18 protein-coding genes and 1 pseudogene are annotated in these 19,255 nt (G+C 40.8%); 8 read left to right on the top strand and 11 right to left on the bottom strand.

Annotation, left to right across the window (positions count from 1 at the left end; genetic code table 11):
* The first annotated feature begins 155 nt into the window (after nt 1-155).
* Nucleotides 156-1,013 carry a GRP family sugar transporter gene (locus FC15_RS04305; RefSeq protein ID WP_057824308.1) on the top strand — a complete coding sequence of 286 codons (858 nt, stop codon included), beginning with the start codon at nt 156-158 and terminating at the stop codon, nt 1,011-1,013.
* Nucleotides 1,014-1,163: 150 nt separating this feature from the next.
* Here FC15_RS04305 and FC15_RS04310 read toward each other — a convergent pair whose 3' ends face one another.
* On the bottom strand, nt 1,164-2,135 hold the full coding sequence (locus FC15_RS04310; protein ID WP_057824310.1) for a ribose-phosphate diphosphokinase: 972 nt from the start codon (nt 2,133-2,135) through the stop codon (nt 1,164-1,166).
* Between the two features lie 228 nt (nt 2,136-2,363).
* Between FC15_RS04310 and lepB the strand changes: the two genes are divergently transcribed.
* Entirely contained in the window at nt 2,364-2,930 is a 567-nt protein-coding gene (gene lepB / locus FC15_RS04315) for a signal peptidase I (RefSeq protein WP_057824311.1), read from the top strand.
* A 96-nt stretch (nt 2,931-3,026) separates the two neighbouring features.
* Here lepB and efp read toward each other — a convergent pair whose 3' ends face one another.
* Nucleotides 3,027-3,590, bottom strand: a complete 564-nt coding sequence (gene efp / locus FC15_RS04320; RefSeq protein ID WP_057824354.1) for an elongation factor P — start codon at nt 3,588-3,590, stop codon at nt 3,027-3,029.
* 226 nt (nt 3,591-3,816) lie between these two features.
* On the opposite strand from efp, the gene FC15_RS04325 reads away from it, so the two are divergent.
* Complete coding sequence (locus tag FC15_RS04325) at nt 3,817-4,431, top strand: sugar O-acetyltransferase (RefSeq protein WP_057824314.1); 615 nt, start codon at nt 3,817-3,819, stop codon at nt 4,429-4,431.
* Nucleotides 4,432-4,437: 6 nt separating this feature from the next.
* Nucleotides 4,438-5,235: a Cof-type HAD-IIB family hydrolase gene (locus FC15_RS04330; protein ID WP_057824316.1), complete on the top strand. Its 798-nt coding sequence runs from the start codon at nt 4,438-4,440 to the stop codon at nt 5,233-5,235.
* Nucleotides 5,236-5,359: 124 nt separating this feature from the next.
* Here the strand turns inward: FC15_RS04330 and FC15_RS04335 are convergent, their stop codons facing one another.
* From FC15_RS04335 to FC15_RS04350, 4 genes are all read right to left on the bottom strand, one after another.
* On the bottom strand, nt 5,360-6,559 hold the full coding sequence (locus tag FC15_RS04335) for an MDR family MFS transporter (RefSeq protein ID WP_057824318.1): 1,200 nt from the start codon (nt 6,557-6,559) through the stop codon (nt 5,360-5,362).
* A gap of 181 nt (nt 6,560-6,740) precedes the next feature.
* Nucleotides 6,741-7,301 carry a ferritin-like domain-containing protein gene (locus FC15_RS04340; RefSeq protein ID WP_057824319.1) on the bottom strand — a complete coding sequence of 187 codons (561 nt, stop codon included), beginning with the start codon at nt 7,299-7,301 and terminating at the stop codon, nt 6,741-6,743.
* Nucleotides 7,302-7,383: 82 nt separating this feature from the next.
* Nucleotides 7,384-7,614, bottom strand: coding sequence for a heavy-metal-associated domain-containing protein (locus FC15_RS04345; protein ID WP_057824321.1), 231 nt, complete (start codon nt 7,612-7,614; stop codon nt 7,384-7,386).
* A 106-nt stretch (nt 7,615-7,720) separates the two neighbouring features.
* Complete coding sequence (locus FC15_RS04350) at nt 7,721-9,622, bottom strand: heavy metal translocating P-type ATPase (RefSeq protein ID WP_057824323.1); 1,902 nt, start codon at nt 9,620-9,622, stop codon at nt 7,721-7,723.
* A 163-nt stretch (nt 9,623-9,785) separates the two neighbouring features.
* Between FC15_RS04350 and FC15_RS04355 the strand changes: the two genes are divergently transcribed.
* Nucleotides 9,786-10,007, top strand: coding sequence for a P8 family protein (locus FC15_RS04355; protein WP_057824325.1), 222 nt, complete (start codon nt 9,786-9,788; stop codon nt 10,005-10,007).
* Nucleotides 10,008-10,170: 163 nt separating this feature from the next.
* Here the strand turns inward: FC15_RS04355 and FC15_RS04360 are convergent, their stop codons facing one another.
* Together FC15_RS04360 and trhA are read right to left on the bottom strand one after the other, a co-directional pair.
* Nucleotides 10,171-11,103 carry a DUF7916 family protein gene (locus FC15_RS04360; protein WP_057824327.1) on the bottom strand — a complete coding sequence of 311 codons (933 nt, stop codon included), beginning with the start codon at nt 11,101-11,103 and terminating at the stop codon, nt 10,171-10,173.
* Nucleotides 11,104-11,181: 78 nt separating this feature from the next.
* Nucleotides 11,182-11,847, bottom strand: a complete 666-nt coding sequence (gene trhA / locus FC15_RS04365) for a PAQR family membrane homeostasis protein TrhA (protein ID WP_057824329.1) — start codon at nt 11,845-11,847, stop codon at nt 11,182-11,184.
* Between the two features lie 200 nt (nt 11,848-12,047).
* Between trhA and FC15_RS04370 the strand changes: the two genes are divergently transcribed.
* Nucleotides 12,048-12,605, top strand: coding sequence for an NADPH-dependent FMN reductase (locus FC15_RS04370; RefSeq protein ID WP_057824331.1), 558 nt, complete (start codon nt 12,048-12,050; stop codon nt 12,603-12,605).
* Between the two features lie 114 nt (nt 12,606-12,719).
* Here the strand turns inward: FC15_RS04370 and FC15_RS04375 are convergent, their stop codons facing one another.
* Nucleotides 12,720-14,384: a peptide ABC transporter substrate-binding protein gene (locus FC15_RS04375; protein ID WP_057824332.1), complete on the bottom strand. Its 1,665-nt coding sequence runs from the start codon at nt 14,382-14,384 to the stop codon at nt 12,720-12,722.
* 437 nt (nt 14,385-14,821) lie between these two features.
* On the opposite strand from FC15_RS04375, the pseudogene FC15_RS04380 reads away from it, so the two are divergent.
* Nucleotides 14,822-15,944, top strand: a pseudogene (locus FC15_RS04380) (NAD(P)-dependent alcohol dehydrogenase).
* Nucleotides 15,945-16,083: 139 nt separating this feature from the next.
* Here the strand turns inward: FC15_RS04380 and FC15_RS04385 are convergent.
* A complete protein-coding gene (locus FC15_RS04385) occupies nt 16,084-18,117 on the bottom strand; it encodes a beta-galactosidase (RefSeq protein WP_235803328.1) in 2,034 nt (677 codons plus the stop codon).
* A 111-nt stretch (nt 18,118-18,228) separates the two neighbouring features.
* On the opposite strand from FC15_RS04385, the gene FC15_RS04390 reads away from it, so the two are divergent.
* A complete protein-coding gene (locus FC15_RS04390; RefSeq protein WP_057824336.1) occupies nt 18,229-19,017 on the top strand; it encodes a helix-turn-helix transcriptional regulator in 789 nt (262 codons plus the stop codon).
* A 21-nt stretch (nt 19,018-19,038) separates the two neighbouring features.
* On the opposite strand, the gene FC15_RS04395 is transcribed toward FC15_RS04390, so the two are convergent.
* Nucleotides 19,039-19,255: IS30 family transposase (locus tag FC15_RS04395; protein WP_162258401.1), on the bottom strand; the 217-nt coding region annotated here is incomplete at its 5' end.

The raw sequence follows: 19,255 nt of genomic DNA on the forward strand, positions 1-19,255 counted from the left end.
ATTTACTAATAATTGATGTATAAATGTGTTATGTTTTCAGGATAAAAAACATAATTTTTCAATTTTTTTCGTCTTTTTTGAGCAAAATTCCCCTTTTTTCTCGCAAAATAAGTTATCCTGTTATTTATAACTTATTTTTTTGGGGGTATTTTTTTATGACGATCATTTGGCTTCTGCTACCAGCACTCATGTGGGGACTTTTACCATTTGCAATCGAGTTCGTTGGTGGCACAACCAAGAATCAAATCTTTGGAACTGCCGTTGGTACATTAATTGCTGGTTTTTTTGTAATCGCATTCCGTGGTATTGATATTTCACCACGTAACTTCATTCTCGCCGCCTTAGCTGGTGCCTTCTGGATATCTGGTCAGCTCGGTCAATACACCGCTTACAAAAACATTGGTGTTTCTCGAACGATGCCCGTTTCAACTGGCCTGCAACTTATCGGAACCTCATTAATTGGGGTGATCATCTTTGGTGAGTGGTCTTCAACAACCGCAAGAATCCTTGGATTTATTGGCATTGCTATGCTCGTTCTGGGTGTTTTTCTGACGTCATACACTGAAAATAAATCAGAAAATATCGGCCATCACACCAAACAAACTTACACCGTTTTAGTTTTAACGACTGTTGGCTATTTAATCTACAACACCCTACCTAAGGCGATGTCAGCTTCTGGTTTGGCCATCTTCTTCCCAGAATCTGTCGGAATGGTCATCGCTGTATTGCTCTATCTTGCTGTGACAAGAAACTTAAGTGCTGTCAAGGAAATTAAGAGTTGGCAACATATCCTGGCTGGATTAATCTTCTCAATTGCCGCAATTGCTTATATTAATTCGGTGCGTTATAACGGTGTTAATACTGCCTTTGTTGTCGGTCAATTATCCGTTGTTCTTTCAACTGTTGGTAGCTTATTCATCTTGAAGGAACACAAGACGACGCGAGAACTAGCGCTAACTTTACTCGGACTCGCAGTGATTGTTGGAGGCGCCGTAATTACGACACTCAGCTGATCAACACGCTTGTCTCGAACATCTCTTTCCATACGAAAAGTGCTTTTAATCAGACTAAAAGAGACTGCACTCATAATGAGTGCAGTCTCTTTTTTGACGAAATAGTTCTAAGATGACACTAACTGATCTCGGAATCAAAAAAATTGAAGTCTAATTTTTCGAATCAAATAGTGCGTGAATGGACTGATTATTGTAGATCTTCTGAATCGCATTTGCTAATAAGTCACTTACAGACAGGGTCACGAGCTTATCAAATCGTTTCTCTTCAGGGATGCGAATCGAATTTGTCACAACAACTTCCTGTAAGTATGACTTCTGTAATTTCTCAGTTGCGCCGCTTGAAAAAATCGCGTGCGTTGCACAACCATAAACGGCTTTTGCACCTGCTGCATGTAATGAGTTAGCGGACCAAACCATTCGGCTTGCTGTATCGATCAAGTCATCCGCAATTAAACAAATCTTACCATCAACATCGCCAATGATATCTAATGGATCAACACTTGGATTGTTGTCACGCTTGTCAACGATTGCAATTGGACAATCAAAATATTCAGCCATAGCACGAGCGCGTTTAGTTGAACTGTGATCAGGTGCTACAACGACGATTTCGTCTGAGGTACCCAAGTTCTTCTTCACAAAATAATCCGCTAGAATCGGAAGCGCCTGTAAATGATCGACAGGAATATCGAAGAACCCTTGAATTTGGTCAGCATGCAAATCTAAAGCAACCACACGATCAGCGCCACCAATCTCAATTAAGTTCGAAACGAGTTTTGCTGTGATTGGTTCACGTGAGCGTGTTTTACGATCGGCACGTGAATAGGCAAAGTATGGTAAAACCACGTTAATCGTGTGTGCGCTAGCGCGTCGCAAAGCGTCTAACATGATCATCAATTCCATAAAGTTCTCGTTGACCGGATCATTGATTGATTGAATGACGAATACATCGTCACCGCGAACCGTTTCATCAATGTTAATCTGAATTTCTCCGTCAGCAAAATGCTTTACAGAAGTCGATAATAATGGCATTTCCACGTGTTTTGCCACAGCCTCGGCCAAATCGAAGTTCCCATTTAATGCGATTAATTTCATTGGATGACTATTATTACATCTCGTTGCCATGCGTTCCTCCAAAAGTTTCGTCTATTTAATTCCTGCAAAGGACAAACCCTTATTAGTGCTTATTATAGTTGAAAATCATCGAACTGACCACAAAAAAGTTATTCTCCTCTATTTTTCAACGATTTTCGACCAATTCTTAGTATTTAACTAAAATAATTCATTAACATTGCTTTTTCGCGCAGAAAAATAGAAAATGAAACTAAGTATGATTCTTGAGGTTGAAAACAGATGAATAAACAGCAAACAAAACAAGAAGAAACCAGTTTTGGCCGGTGGTTAATTGAAATGATCGCACTCGCGGTTGTTCTATTTGCAGGTGTTCAGCTCATCTTTCACTATGTCTTGGCAAAAGATGTCGTTTCTGGACCATCCATGGAAACAAACTTCAACGATGGCGATCGTCTGATTACTTATCGCCTCGGCAAAATCAAACGTGGTTCTGTCGTTATTTTGGATGCACCGAATAATCCTGGAACACTCTATATTAAACGTGTCATTGGTTTACCTGGTGACAAGGTGGAGGCCAAGAACGATCAAGTCTACATCAATGGCAAAGCCTTGAAGGAGTCATACCTGACGAAATACGCCGTAAGCGGTAATTTTACGGCAGATTTTTCGCTACAATCACTATTCAATCAATCAACAGTGCCTGAAGATAGTTATTTCGTTCTTGGAGATAATCGTCCCATTTCTAAGGATAGTCGAAAAATTGGCTTCATCAAAAAATCAGCCATCAAAGGCGTGGTTCGATTCCGTTATTGGCCACTCAATAAGATTCAAATATTCACCAACTAATCCAACTGATAACAAATCCGATCAGAAAAAGGGCTTTGAAACGCGTGATACGTTTCAAAGCCCTTTTAATTCAAAAAAAATTTAACAATCATTAATCTAGTTTGCTGCGCGGCCTTTGTATTCACCGCTCGTGGTATTAATAGTAATTTTTTCACCGCTCTTGATGAAATCTGGCACGTTAACAATCAAACCTGTCTCAAGCGTTGCAGGCTTACCACCACCTGTGACACTACCACCTTTAATTGAGGGTTGCGTTTCAGTCACGGTTAAATCAACCGTACTTGGCAAAGTGATCCCAATAACTTCTGTACCATAGAATTGAATCTGCACGATGGTATTTTCCAATAAGTATTTAAGTTCGTTTTCGATACTATCAACGCCAACTTCATACTGCTCGTAAGTCGTGGTATCCATGAAATAGGCAATTTCGTCTTGAGTATACAAGTATTGCACTTCTTTCATGTCCAAAGTTGCAGGTTCGATCTTCTCACTTGGACGCATCGTTGTTTGGACTGTTGACCCAGCTCGAACATCATAGAGTTTCATCTGCATCACAGTATTGCCCTTGCCGGGTTTATGATGATTGCTTTCCAAAACTTTAATCAACTTACCATCTTTGATAAACGTCATACCAGCTTTTAAATTAATTGCTTCCAAAATATCTCTCCTCAATGTTCACATTTTTAACGCTAAATCTGACTCACGTTTTTTGTGAATGATGACCATACAGGGGTTATTGTAACATACTCCGAACCGACCACCTAATTATGCCTGTATCCCTTTCCAAGTTACCTCAAAACATCCTCGTGAACAACGTGTAACTTTGTTATAATGACCTGGTAGTAAATCAAACGCTTTAATGATAGATGACAAAGGAGTTTAACTCATGACAACTGAACAAGATTTAATGCTTGCAGGTAAATTATATCGATCGGGTGACGCAGAAATTGCACAGTTAAGACAACGTGCCCAAGGATTCACCCGTCGTTATAACGCCACGACAGAATTGAATACCGTCGAACGTAAAAAATTACTAGCTGAATACCTTGATGTTCCCTCTAATGATGCCTACATTGAGACACCACTTCACCTTGACTACGGCTTCAATGTTCATCTTGGTAAAAACTTCTATGGAAATTATGAACTGATTATCCTTGATACTGCCGCCGTTACCATTGGTGACAATGTCATGATTGGCCCTCGTGTTAGTCTGCTCACAGCGGGGCACCCAACACCCGTCGACATCCGTAATTCTGGAATTGAATATGGTCATCCAATCACGATTGGTAACAACGTCTGGATTGGCGGCAATGTCGTCGTCAACCCCGGCGTCACCATCGGCGATAACAGCGTTATTGGTTCTGGATCGGTCATTACGAAAGATATTCCAGCAAATACAATTGCTGTTGGAAATCCTTGCCATATTTTAAGAGAAATTTCCGATCAGGATCGCGAAATCTGGGAACGGCAAGCACAAGAATATCATCAGTTGATAGGGTAAATACCAATGACAGTCAAACTAATTGCTACAGACATGGATGGCACGTTCTTAGATGATCAAAAACAATACGATCACGATTACTTCGATCGATTATACACAGAGATGCTACGACAACACATTCAATTCGTTGTCGCAAGTGGTAACCAGTATGAGCAACTCGCTTCTTTCTTCGGCGACTATCCAGATATTATTTATGTTGCAGAGAATGGTGCCTATCTACGAACCACGCAGCAAGTTTTTAACTATTCAAGTTTCACGCCATCGCGAGTTAAGGCGATTCTCGCTATCTTAACTCGAATTTCCGAAATTGATTTACTCGTGGCTGGCAAGAAGAGCGCCTATGTTCTAAAAAGCGCTACACCTAGTTTCATCGACATTTCACAGCTCTATTATCACCAACTCACCGTGATCGACCAGTATGATGAAATCAACGATGATGTTTTTAAATTCGGAATTAGTTGTCCGCTTGACCGAACTGAAGAATTCGTGCAAAGATTCCACGATGCCTTAGGCAGCCTTGGCACTCCAACTTCTAGTGGTCATGGCGATATCGACATCATTCAGCCTGGTATTCATAAAGCCAACGGCCTGAAACATGTTGGTGAATTACTGACGCTCGATTTATCCGAGATGGTCGCTTTTGGTGATGGCGGTAATGATCTTGAAATGCTCCAGGAAGTCGGTTTGGGCGTGGCTATGGCTAATGCTCCACTTAATATTCAAAAAGCCGCTAATGACCTTACAGGAACGAATAATGAACAAGGCGTTCTGACTTATATCGACCGCCTGTTACATGCAAATTGAAACAGTCACTAGAAACTAAGTGAGGACCATAAAAAGCGCCCCGTAATCATGAGATATTAGTCTCACGGTTACGGGGCGCTTCACATATAACACAGCCAAATCACTTGGCTTTTGATTGATTCGACTACGATTGACGACGATTTGTCTGTCGTTTAATACCAGAAGTCATGAATACAACCGTGAAGACGGCTATCAACACAGCTGAGAAAATAAATAAAATTGGATACGTAAAGGATTCGATAATCAACGCACCGATCAACGGTCCCACCGCACGTCCTGCTGACGCAGATAGTGCCACTAAGCCTTGATAACGCCCCTTTTCTGCAAACGAAGCGCGTTCGTTGACAAAAGTTGAAACAGCTGGGAACGCGATAATTTCACCAATCGTTAGCACAGACATCGCCAGCACAAACCAAGCAAATTGTTTTGCAAAAAGTAAAATCAAAAATGACGTGCAAAACAAGAAAAAGCCGGTATACAAGCGTCCACGCAAATGTTTAAGCAGAAAATCATCAAAGTGGGTTAACAGTGGCTGCAGCACGACAATCAAAACAGCATTGACCGTCCAAAGGTGACTATATAATTTCACGTCCATTCCCAAGTGAATCATATAAGCAGAAATATTGCTCTGCCACTGTTCGTAAGCTACCCATGAAACGAATAACGTCAAGAGCAACAGAATAATCGGTAACTTTTCGCGGGTGCGTTCTAGTCGATCAGAAACCACTGCGGCATGTTGTTTAGCAGCTTGCTTACTCTGATCGAGTTGACGAAAAGTAATCAGTGCCATCACAAAAAAGAGCACGAATAAGACAAACGCAATCGTGAAAATATACTGGATTCCCAGGGGTAAAATATATCCAACAATCAACGATCCGAATACTAATCCGAGGTTACTCGTAAAATAAAGGACATTAAAAACGTAACTGGGCTGGCGACTTTTTACTAACGTGGCAATTGAATTAATCCCAGTTGCAACAATGCCATTCCCCAAGCCAAGCGTCACTAACAAAATGGCATATGTCGGCCAACCATGCCAAAAAATCAAGAGTCCCGTGGAAATCGTCGCAATCGCAATTCCACCTAGAATCGTCAAATACGGCCACCAATGGTCAAATAACCAGCCGCCTAAATAGTTGCCGATCATTGTAAAACCGGAGTTGAACAATAAAACAATTCCCGCAACCGTCAATGTTTCGTGTAAATACTCATGCATATAAATTGTCGTCAGTGGCCAAATAAAGCTGATCCCCGTGTTAATAATTAATGAACCAATAAAAAGCCACCTTAACTTAATCGGATCTTGCCGCAACTTTTCATACACCCCTCAATTTGCTTCTCTACCTAGACTATCGCGAGATGACCCCAAAAAGCAACTCATTTCGTTAAAAACAATTGATCGTTGTATAATTTGTTGCAAATAATGAGAACTGCACATAAAAAATACGTTGAATAAACGAACTGTTCAACGTATTTCATTGGGGGGCAATTTAAAAAGAATTTATCTAGTCGTCATCGTCATCATCGTCAACTTCAACTAGACCTTCCCAAGCGGTTTTACCTAATAATGCTTGAAGTTGGCGTGTTTGACGATTGTTATAACCACGCATCTCAGTGAGATAAGCAGCTAAAGCAGGACGATGTTCGCGTTGTGCCAGAATAATCGCACGATCGATAAACATATCTGCGGTCACAAAGTCTTGTGCGGTTGTCGCAACGATTTCTGAAGCAGCCATATATTTAAAACGTGCATCCTCAGATAACTTCGTGTATTTCGTGTATTCAGCGACGGTTGAAGGTGGCAATTCATTTTCATCCAAAAGTACTGCTGCTAATTCATCGAGTTGACGGCGATTCTGCTCAATTAACTTCGTGTAGAATTCTTGCAACTGCAATGTTTGTTCACCCTTAAGATACCAGAGCGCTTGGTGCAGCTTTACATCGAAATACCAGAGGTTAGCAACAATATGCCCGCTCATGGCACCCGCTGTTGGTTTGTGGTGATCGATATCAGCCTGTTTAAGTTCGGCCTGATATTTAGCTTCAATCTGTTCTTGATTTGACATGAAATTTCCTCCTATGTGATTAAATGTTATCTACAACGACATCAAGTCAGTCATTTGCGATACTCAATCCAGCCAAAACGACTTATAAATCTTTAACTTTAACTTTTTCAACTTCATAACCTAATTTCGTGACGACATCGCTTAATTTCTCAGCACTTGTCACTTGATCATCAATATCAGCCTTCACCTTTCCGGCATTGAATAAAACTTTGACTTCACCAACGCCAGGTTCTGCTTTAACGGCCGTTTCAATTTTAGTCAAGCAAGACGGGCAAGTTAACGCATCGAGTTGTAAAATTACTTTTTTATTCATTTTAATGACCTCTCTTTGATTGATAATTCTAGTATAGTGAATCGATCTGTTTAAAAAATTGACGTGTGTCAAGTTTGTAAAATTATTTTGAGTTTTATTGCGTGGCTTAACCGTGAACGACTTCTGGCGCCAGCTTAGCGTCATTCTTTTTGCCAAAGTTAATCAAGCGCATGGCGTTAAAAATGACCACGAGAATACTTGCCTCATGAACAAACATACCGCTTGCCATATAGATGAATCCGGCAATAAGTCCAATGAGTAAGAAGGCAACAACCGCAATCGCAATTGTGACGTTTTCGCGAGTATTAAGCACAGTCTTCTTCGCGAGTTTGTAGGCATGAACTAATGCAGCAAAACTAGACTGCATCAATACGACATCTGACGTTTCAATCGCAACATCCGTTCCACTTCCCATTGCGATTCCAATATCTGCCGTTGCCAGTGAGGGACTATCATTGATGCCATCACCAACAAATGCGACATGGCGTCCTTGATCTTGGAATTGTTTAACATACTCAACTTTTTGATCAGGTAATAGTTCAGCGTGAACTTCATCGATCCCTAATTGCTGCGCGACATAATTAGCAGTTACCTGATTGTCACCAGTTAGCATCACAAGGTGTTTCGCGCCGCCTGCCTTTAATGCAGCTAATTCTTCGGCAACTTCTGGGCGAATCACATCTGAAACACCAAACGTTGCGGCAATTTGGTCATCGATAGCAACAATCACAACTGAACTTCCCGTACCCTGAAGCTCCGTCAAGTCAGCACGTTGTTGTTCTGAGATCATCACTTGATGAGCCGTCATCAGTTTCATATTTCCAACTAAAACTTGATGATCTTCAATTTTAGCAATGATTCCTTGCCCCTTGACCGTTTGATTATCACGAATTGCTAAATTTCGATAGTCAATTTTTTGATCATCTGCATACTGCATGATAGCACGTCCAAGTGGGTGATCAGATAGCGTCTCAACTTTAGCTGTTAATGCCAGCGTTTGTTTAAAATCGTCGTTATAACGCTTGGTTGCTGAAACAGAAGTTGATCCCTTAGTTAAAGTACCCGTCTTATCAAAAACAAACGTATCAATTTTTGCGAAGGTGTCCATCACTTCGCCACCCTTAATCAAAATACCTCGCTTAGCACCATTACCAATACCAGCAACGTTGGAAACCGGAGCACCGATGACTAAGGCACCCGGGCATCCAAGTACTAGAACCGTAATCGCAAGTTTGAAATCACGAGAGAAAATAAAGACAGCCAAGGCAATTAACAATACGGCAGGTGTGTAAAACTGTGAAAAACGATCAATGAATTTTTCTGCGTGTGACTTTGTATCCTGTGCATCCTCAACAAGTTCAACGATTTTCGCAAAAGTCGTATCGTCACCAACTTTAGTCGCTTTAATTTTTAGGAAGCCATCGCTCAACATAGTACCTGAGAAAACTTCGTCGTCTAACGACTTGTTAACTTCTCGTGATTCACCGGTAACAGCCGCCTCATCCGCATAACCATTACCTTCAACAACGACACCATCAACAGGAATCGCTGCACCAGTTTTAACGAGGACAATGTCACCTTCATCTACATCGTCAATATCAACTTCTTCAATTGAACCATCTGATTGAACAATCTCTGCAGTCGTCGGCGCCATTTCAGTCAGTGACTTGATTGATTCGCGTGTTTTAGACAAAGTTTTCTGTTCAAGAAAATTCCCGAACAAGAATAAGAAAGTCACAATCGCCGATTCATTGTACTCACCGATAATAAATGCGCCGACAACGGCAACTGTCACTAAGAATTCAATGCTAATGACTTTTGCGCGAATCGCCTGGTAGGCATGAATCGCAATTGGGATCACCGCGATAATGGAAGCAACTGCCAAAAAGATCTGATAGAACACGGTACTGTTAATCAAATATTTGCTGAGAAATCCTGCAACGATCAATGCTGCAGTGGTCCAAGTAATTTGTGTCGTGTGCTTTTGAATATATATTTGAAATTTCATCGTGTGCACTCCTCTTCGACTTGATGATTCTAGTTTATCCAGTTTACGCATTTAATAAATTGACCCTCGTCAAGTTTCGAAAATAATCTCCAAGTCTTTTTCGACGCCACTTTTATTGAGTAGACCTATAATAAAGTTGAATCTAATGATGGAGGTAATTGATATGGCTGTAAATATTCAAACAGAACCTGAACTGTTGAATTTACGGATGAGTGAAGAGTTCGATTGGAGCGACGATAAAGATATCGTTCGTGATGCGATTTGGAATCACATTATGGAAGCAAATAATCGTGACACAATCAAGACCGAAGAAGCCATGAAACCCTTCCTAGACATGACCGACGATCAGGTTCGAGATTATGTTGAAAAGAATTTGAAGAAGTAATTCAATACAACCACAAACTCTCACGAGACCAGCAAAGCTGGCCTCGTTTTTTTGGGTTCGTCAATAATGGAACATCAACATTTAAACTAACAAAAAAAGCTGTCGCTATTTTCTAGCAACAACTTTTAAAACGACTAAAATAATGTGACTCTCAGCAAACCTCTTATCGATTAATTGAGCGTGCCATGCGACTAATTGCGTGACGTTGGCCACGAATCGTCTTGCTTATTGTAAAGATATTTTCGACAGGTGCCAACCCACCATAACCTGCGTCCCCAATATGCTGGATATCGACACCACAAACCTTATTACGAATGGCAACATTTTCGATATAAGACGTTGAACCACTCTCTTGACTTGTTCCGATTGTCGACATGACTAATGCACCAGCCTGATGAGCAATTTTGACAATTTCGGTCAATTCCGCATCCGTAAATTCAGGAACTGTCCCAACAGCCGGTACCAAAATCACATCTGCACCTGCATGAATAAATTCTTTAACGATCTCCGGCGAAACTAGCGGCTCGTTCACACCTGCAGCATGCATCTTGCCAGCGATGACTAAACCAGAAAAAACTTCTTTAGCAAGGATAATATTTTTAACGATTTGGTCATTAGTCACTCCCGTACCAGGATTACCTGTTAACACGACAAAATTAAATCCTAACCGCTCTAACTCAGCTAACGTTTTACGAGACGCTGTGCGGCCTTCTGGAATCTGCAAACGATCTTCTAACATATCTGCGTCTGTATCGATAGGTTCAAGGTTCACGCCAACGGGTCTGCCGACTAAATGCTGTAAATCTGTAATAATTTTACCATCATGACGTGGCTTGGCCGAAGCTAAAGTCTCTTCACCAGGATATAATCCCATAATCATTGGATTGAGAACATCCATCCCATTCAATAAGATCAAATCGGCACCAAATGCTGCAGCAACCTCTGCATTGGTAATGTCTTCGCCAACTGGTTCTGCAGTGACGACCTCTTCACTTAAGACGACACGGCCTTCGCTCGCCTTAATACTCTGCTTGAGTTCAGCAGCTTTCATCTTTAAAACTTCACTCGTATTCGCACTGATTAATCGTTTAACCATCATTGCCTCCGAATTTTGATAAATTAGGAACTTTCAACCCCTATTCTACCAAAAATAACGCTAAAAAAACGCAATCATTTAGACATATAGATAAACTGAGAAAAACATCAATATCGAACCTATCATGACGAAAACGTGCCAGATAACATGAATATACTTAATACCACGCATGCTATATAATAATGCGCCAAATGTATACGCGATGCCTCCAGAAATCAGTAACCATAAACCAACGGGTCCCATCGTCGCAGCTAAAGGCTGGGAAGCCGTAATCACCATCCACCCCATGAAAATATAGAGCAAGGTTTCAAAAACTTGGCGCTGGTTTTTTGCAAGAATCTTGTATAGAATTCCGGCAATTGCTAGCGCCCAGATGATTCCAAACATCGTCCAGCCACGCCAGCCACCAATAGCGACTAAGGTATAGGGCGTATAGCTACCTGCGATCAATATAAAAATTGAACTATGATCAAAAATTTGAAAAACACCACGTGCTTTTGTAAAAATTAAACTGTGGTAAAGTGTTGAAAACAAATAAAGCAGGACTAAGCATGAGCCATATATTGCAAAGGTAACAATCCGAATGGGTTCATGAGTTGCACTTGCCTTAATGACTAGTAGAACTAACCCGGCAACAGCTAAGAAAAAACCAATCCCATGCGTAATCGCCGAATAAACTTCATTTAAAATACGGTAATGTTTTGTGGGATGCGCAGATGGAACAAATAATTGTTTGATTGTCATATTTTTTCTCCTAATATTTAACTATCTATATCATAATTCAAAAAGATTAAAAAAGATAGTAAAATAATTATAATCTAGTCTTTAAAACTATATCACAAATATAAATAATTTTTTTATCGTGAATAAGTCTTATTCATTGCTTTTCGAACCTAATTTGGGTAAGCTTTACTTATAAATAGTAAGAAGCGAGGGACATTATAATGACAAAGAAAATTGGATTACTCATCGGAAGTTTACGTGAGGGTTCTTATACCCGTGCAGTCGCTGAACAAATGGCTGCCCAACTTCCAGAAGGTTATGAAGTCAAACAAATTGAAATCGGGAATTTACCATTCTACAATCAGGACTTCGATGACAAGAATCAGGTGCCCGAAATTTGGCAAAAATTCCGAGATGAGATCAAGCCACTCGATGGTATCATTTTTGCAACACCCGAATATAATCGCTCTGTACCGGCCGTTTTGAAAAATGCAATTGATGTTGGTTCACGTCCTTATGGTCAAAGTGTTTGGGATGGCAAACCAGCAGTTATCTTAAGTGTTTCAACCGGTGCAATTAGTGGTTTTGGCGCAAATCATCATTTACGTCAATCATTAACTTTCTTGAATATGCCAGTTGTTCAACAACCTGAACTCTATATCGGTAATGTGACAAATCTTTTGGATGACCAGCTTAAGATCACCAACGAAGGAACACTCAAATTCTTGAAGAGTGGCATGACAACCTTCGCGGACTTGGTTCAACGTTTCGAAAATTAGCCTTTTAGCCGATTCATTACCTATAAACAACAAAAAACTTCTTTTGGCCATTGATGCAGCCAAAAGAAGTTTTTTTCGAACTTAATTTTGTTGATTTAGAAGCTCGACAATAGACTACTTGATGTAAGCATACTTATAGTTCCACTGCGTACCCGCGGTGTTATGAATAATTCCTTTGACACCAGATTTTTGCATGAATGAATACACGCTCTGATATAACGGCGTTATTCCTTGATCTTTACTGAGTAACTGGCTCGCGGCAACCATATCTTCCCAGCGCTTGTCCGGATTTGCAGCATCCGCATTGCTAGCCTTTTCAACCAATGCATCATATTGTGGATTGTGGTACTTTCCATAATTATATGCAGTATTTGATTGTGGAATCTGTAAGAAAGAAATCGGATCATTGAAATCCGCTCCCCAACCTGCCAAGGCAATGTCAAAGTTGCCTTCGCGACGTTCAGAAGAAGCAACTTGTGTAGGTACTGCGCGAATCTTAATGGTCAATCCCGGCAATACTTTTTCTAATTGACCCTTCAAATATTGAATGACAATGTTTGTTGACGGATCATCACCGTTGTCATTCCCTGCCAACAGAGTCAATGTGATTTTATGAATACCAGTCTCTTGCTGTGCTGCTGCCCATTTTTCTTTAGCTAATTTAATATTATAATCCATCGTATTCGAAGTCTTCTGATCTTTAGAGAAGTCCTCATGTGTCGAAGGGTTCTTGGCAAGATCAGTCGAAACAAACCCTGTTGGCACAAGCGAACCATTTCCTAGGACCTTTTTCGTCAATTGTGAACGATTCAAAGACAACGAAATTGCGAGGCGTGCGTTTTGATTTGATAGTAACTTCTTCTTTGTTGCATTGCTATTGGCAAAATTGTAGCTCAAATAACTAACATAAGAATACGGATATTGAATATATTCTTTATCATTCTGATAGTTAGGCACTTGTGTTTGGGACAATTGGCTCAAATCCAATTGATTGTTCTGATAGAGATCCAAACTCGTCTGCGCATCACTCACAACCGTATAATCAATTTCATCTAGCTTAACGACTTTAGCATCCCAGTACTGATTATTCTTGACGTACTTCCAAGAATTATTAGTTCCCTTCCATCCCGTCATCTTGAATGGACCGCTATAAACCATATATTGCGAAGACGTCCCATATTTCTTACCGTACTTATTCACGATTTTTTCACTCTGGGGTCCAAATAATGGATAAGCCATTAAAACTTTAAAGTATGGAATTGGCTTTTCAAGTGTGATGACCACCGTTTGGCTATCAGGTGCACTGATCCCTAAAGTTTTAGGATCCATTTTACCCGCATTAATCGCATTCGCATTCTTGATGCCATCAAACAGATAAGCATATTCCGATTTCGTTGCTGGCGTAATTGTCCGACGCCAAGAGTATACAAAATCTTGAGCCGTAATTTTATCACCGTTGCTCCATTTTGCATGACGTAACTTAAAGGTGTAAGTTAACCCATCGTCGCTAACATTTAATGACTTTGCTAGCCCGGGAGAAACTTGACCATTCTTACCCAAACGGTAAAAGCTCTCAAAAACATTGCCGGTTTGGCCATAACCTGATGAAGCAGAAATATCAATCGTATTCAGTTGTGAGGCTGTGGGTAATTTCAAGACTTGCTTGGTTTCACCACTATTTTGATTCGCGGATTTTGAATTGCAACCCGATAACACCGCCGTGATTCCAAGAACCGTGACGACGCCAAGTAATGTTGTAACAATATGTCGCTTCTTCATCTCTAACTTCCTCTTTCCCGGTGTAAAAAAAGACCATGCACATCATCTGTATGCATGGTCCTCTAGCCTATGTTCAATTCTCTGCGATTAATGTCACTTCAACATCGCTTCGGAAAATTAGAAGTGGGACCCATAGCACACAAAAACAAACTGTTTGTCATTACACAACAGCTAGGCATCATACACATGCACATGTTTTGTTTTTGAATTGCCATTTTGTCCGCCTCCAATTTTCAATTCACGTTTATCATACTTGGTAATAGTAAGGATGTCAACGAATAACTTGACAATGTTTTGTTGAAAACTTTAACAGTTGATAAGTTATCAATTAAAAAAACGATTGTTTCTTTTGTGAAGTGATTGATAATTGGACATAAAAGTGAAATAATATAGCTGTGAAATCGTTTTCTAAAAATGATGAAAGAGGCGTTTAACTAATGAAGATTAAAGCAGCAGTCGTTGAAAAACAAGGCGATCCATTTACAATCCGCGATGATATTGAGCTCGCCGAAATGTAGCCTGATGACGTTCAGGTCCACATGGTTGCAAGTGGGATTTGTCATTCTGATGAAGCCTTAAGAATTGGTGACGCAGTGATTGACTATCCAATCGTTCTTGGTCACGAAGGCTCTGGAATAGTTGAAAAGGTTGGTTCACACGTTCAAAACTTCAAACCTGGCGATCACGTGGTTCTCTCGTTTTATGCCTGTGGCAACTGTGATAATTGCTTGAAAGGAATGCCAACGCGATGCCGTAATTATGGTGCGAATAACCTATCTGGTGTTCGTCCTGATGGTACCGATCATTTTATGCGAGACGGAAAGCATATCGCCGATATGTTCGACCAATCCTCTTTTACAACAACAACTGTCGTTCGCGAACGCAATTGTGTGAAAGTACCAAAAGACCTTGATTTACGTAAATTAGGTCCTCTGGGCTATGGTTACGTCACCGGTAGTGGGAACTGTACTCAACACGCTAAAACCTCGTCCAGGCCAAACTATTGCCGTATTTGGGACAGGTGCTGTTGGCCTCGCAGCCATGATGGCAGGACGTATTTCTGGTTGTACCACGGTCATTGCAGTCGATATTGTAGATTCACGATTGCAATTAGCAAAAGAGCTTGGTGCAACTGACGTTATTAATAGTCGCAATGAAGATGCGGTTGAAGCCATTAAACGTCTAACTGATGGTTACGGTGTTGACTTTGCTGTTGACACAACAGGTGTAACTAAAGTAATGGAGGATTCTATCAAGGCACTTGCACAGGGTGGTATCTCCGCATGTATCGCCGTTACACCGAATCATATCGACCTAGACACTTGGAATGATCTGTGCGTCGATGATCGCACTGTTACAGGTGTTAATATGGGTGATTCAATTCCACAAATCGATATTCCTCGTTTAATCAAATTCTATCGTCAGGGATTATTTGACTTCGACAAGACCGAAAAGTTTTATAAGTTCAAACAAATTAACGAAGCCAATGCCGATTCTCGTCCTGGTAAAGCAATCAAGCCTATTTTGATTATCGATGAGGATTATCATCCTGGCGACTAATACCTACTAGTAAAAAAATAATTTAATAACCAAAACACCCCACAAACGTGAGCCGACCGCAAAATGTTAGACCAAAAATCTAACGTATGGGTTACTACACGATTGTGGGGTGTTTTAATTCAATCTTCTTAAATTCATGTTAAACAGCCGTTGATGCCTTAATAATCTTAACGTCAAATGGCTCAACTGCCAGGTTGCCAGATGGAATCAACTTCTGGGAAAGTAAATCAACGCCTTCAATTGGTAAATCAACCGTCGTTGAATGCCCAGTATTGTTCACCAAGAAATAAAATGTGCTTCCAGCCACCTGACGCCGTGTAAGCTCCACATCATTTGGCGTCTGATAATGTGTCAATTGGAGTTGATCAATTAATTTCTCAACAACATGATCTAATCCGGCATCGACCAATTGCGTACCTACATACACCGCAGTACCTTGACCGAATTGATGGGTCGTGACAACCGGTGAATTAGCGTAAAACTCACCTGAACCATACTTAGCAAGTTCCTCAGCACCTTCTAAATGAATCACATCGCATAGGAGATTGCATTGACTTGTTTCACCATCATTAAAAATGACCTGATTACTTTGTTCAGGTGGCAGCGCATCAAATTCCTCCACCCAGACACCCAATAAATCACGAAGAGGCCCCGGATAACCACCGATATATACGTTATCATGTTCATCCACAATACCGCTCATAAACGTCGTCACAAAATGACCACCATTTTTTACATAAGTCTTCAAAGCGTCCGCAACACCTGGTTTAACCATGTATAAAACCGGCGCAACAATCAAATCGTACGTTGCCATCTCATCAGCCGTTAAATCAGTTGGAATAAAATCAACGGACACATTCTGACGATAAAAAGCAGCGTAATAACGATGAATCTGGTCCACATACTTCAGCAAAACATTGGGACCACTTGAGTATTCGAGCGCCCAATAATTTTCCCAATCAAAAATAATGGCGACTTTAGCTGGTGTTCGCGCACCCAGTGTCTGTGTCCCAAGTTTAGCTAGTTCTTTGCCTAATGTTGCCGTTTCGCGAAAAACGCGCGTTTGATCTGTATCGGCGTGCCCAATTACCGCCCCATGAAACTTTTCGGTTGCACCACGTGATTGACGCAACTGAAAATATTGAATCGTATCTGCGCCATGTGCCATTGCTTGATAGCTCATTGACCGCATCTGCCCCGGCCGTTTGAGTGAATTATAAGGTTGCCAATTCTGTTGCGATGGTGTTTGTTCCATCAACATGAAAGGCGCACCGTTTTTCAACCCACGCATCAGGTCATGGCACATCGCGGTATAACTCGCTGGTGTGTTGTATGCCGGATAATTATCCCAGGAAACGAGATCCATTTCCTTCGCCCACTTAAAGTAATCTAAGTCTTTGAATGTTCCCATCAAATTGGTCGTAATTGGCGTTGTAGCGTCATAATCACGAATAGCATCTCGCTCATCTGTAAAGTTATGCAAAATACTGTCAGACATAAATCGTCGATAATCAATTGCCAAACCTGCGAGCGTTGCATTATCAGGTCCAATCGCATCGCTCAGGTCATTAGGAGGAAAAATCTCATCCCAGTTATAAAAAGTATGACTCCAAAAATTGGCATTCCAAGCTTCATTGAGTTGTTTAATGTCGTCATTATAGCGATCGCGTAGCCAAACTCTAAATGCACTCGCGCAATTATCGCAATAACACTGCCCGCCATACTCGTTTGATACATGCCAACAAACGACATTCGTCAGCTGACCATATCTTTCTGCTAATTTAGCTGCCAAACGGCGACTATATTTCTGAAATGTTGGACTATTTGGGCAAGCATTATGACGACCGCCAAAGCGATGATGGCGACCTTCAAAATCCGTTCGTGCCACATCCGGGTAATTTTTAACCATCCAAGCAGGCAAAGCGGCTGTCGAAGTTGCCAGAACGATTTCAAAATGATTTTCTGTCAGTAATTGAATAATATCATCTAGCATCGAAAAATCATATTTATCCTCCGCTGGCTGCAACAAAGCCCACGAAAAAACATTGATTGTCGCCTCATTGATATCGGCTTTGGTCAATAATTGCATATCCTTATACCAGACCTCTTTTGGCCACTGATCGGGATTATAATCGCCACCGAAAAGAATACGTTTGAATTGAGTTGTTTCCAAAAAATCAACCTCCATTTCATCTTGATCACACTACAAGTCTAACTGACAAATCAAGCGAAATGTGGTATCATTTGAAGAATAAATAATACAATTTGAACATGAGGCCCTAAAATGCGCGTTGTCTTTACTCGAATGAACAAGCACCTGCCACTTTATCTAGAAAGCCTCGGTGATGATTGGGACCAAGAAGCTGTTCAACGTCCTCAGGGCTATCCTTACTATCATTGGCTTCAAACAACTGAAGGGCAAGGAATGATCAGTGTTGCTGGACAGAATCTATTATTGCCAACTCACACCGGTATTTTGTTATCTCCTCATATTGCACATCAATATCATCGACTTGATACGCCAACATGGAAAACTCAGTACCTAACTTTTGGCGGCGCCGCTGTACTCAATATATTAAATAATAAACCCCTCAACTATCAGATTTTTAACCAACTACCTTCAGATTTTATTCTTGGCCAAAGTCGCACGATTACCTCAGTCACTGAGCCAATTGAACTTTCCGTTCTCATTTACCGATTTCTTCTACTGCTCAACGACCACAGTACAACGACAGTTCACCTCAATAATCAGAACAACGCGACCTTGGTTACAGTTCGTCAATATTTAGAAGCGCACTACAGCCAGACAATAACCAACGAAGCATTAGCATCCATTGCTGGATTCTCAGTTCAGCATCTCATTCGCCAATTTAAAACAATCTTTCAAGTAACACCCATGCAATATTTAAACGATCTACGCTTAAGAAACGCACAGGCCCTGCTAATCAGCCAACCGCAATTAAACATTGACGAGATTGCAGAACGCGTCGGCTATAATTCTTCAAGTTACTTCATTGCCCAATTCAAAGCTGCCAAGAAAATAACACCTAAGCAATTTCGAAAATTACATTAGGTTTTTATGTCAGGCGAATTGTCAAACTAAGTGCAACGGTTTGTCAAAAAATACTTCATATGGGGTTTCATAGTTTAACACTTTGCGAGGACGTTGATTTAACTGCTTTTGGCAGTGTTCAACGTCCTGTTCTGTATAATTATCAATATCTGTTCGCTTGGGAAAATATTCCCGGATTAATCCATTTGTATTCTCATTTGTTCCACGCTGTTCAGGCGAATATGGATCGGGCCAATAG

Source organism: Lapidilactobacillus concavus DSM 17758, from assembly GCF_001435835.1.
In the GTDB taxonomy this organism is placed as follows: Bacteria; Bacillota; Bacilli; order Lactobacillales; family Lactobacillaceae; genus Lapidilactobacillus; species Lapidilactobacillus concavus.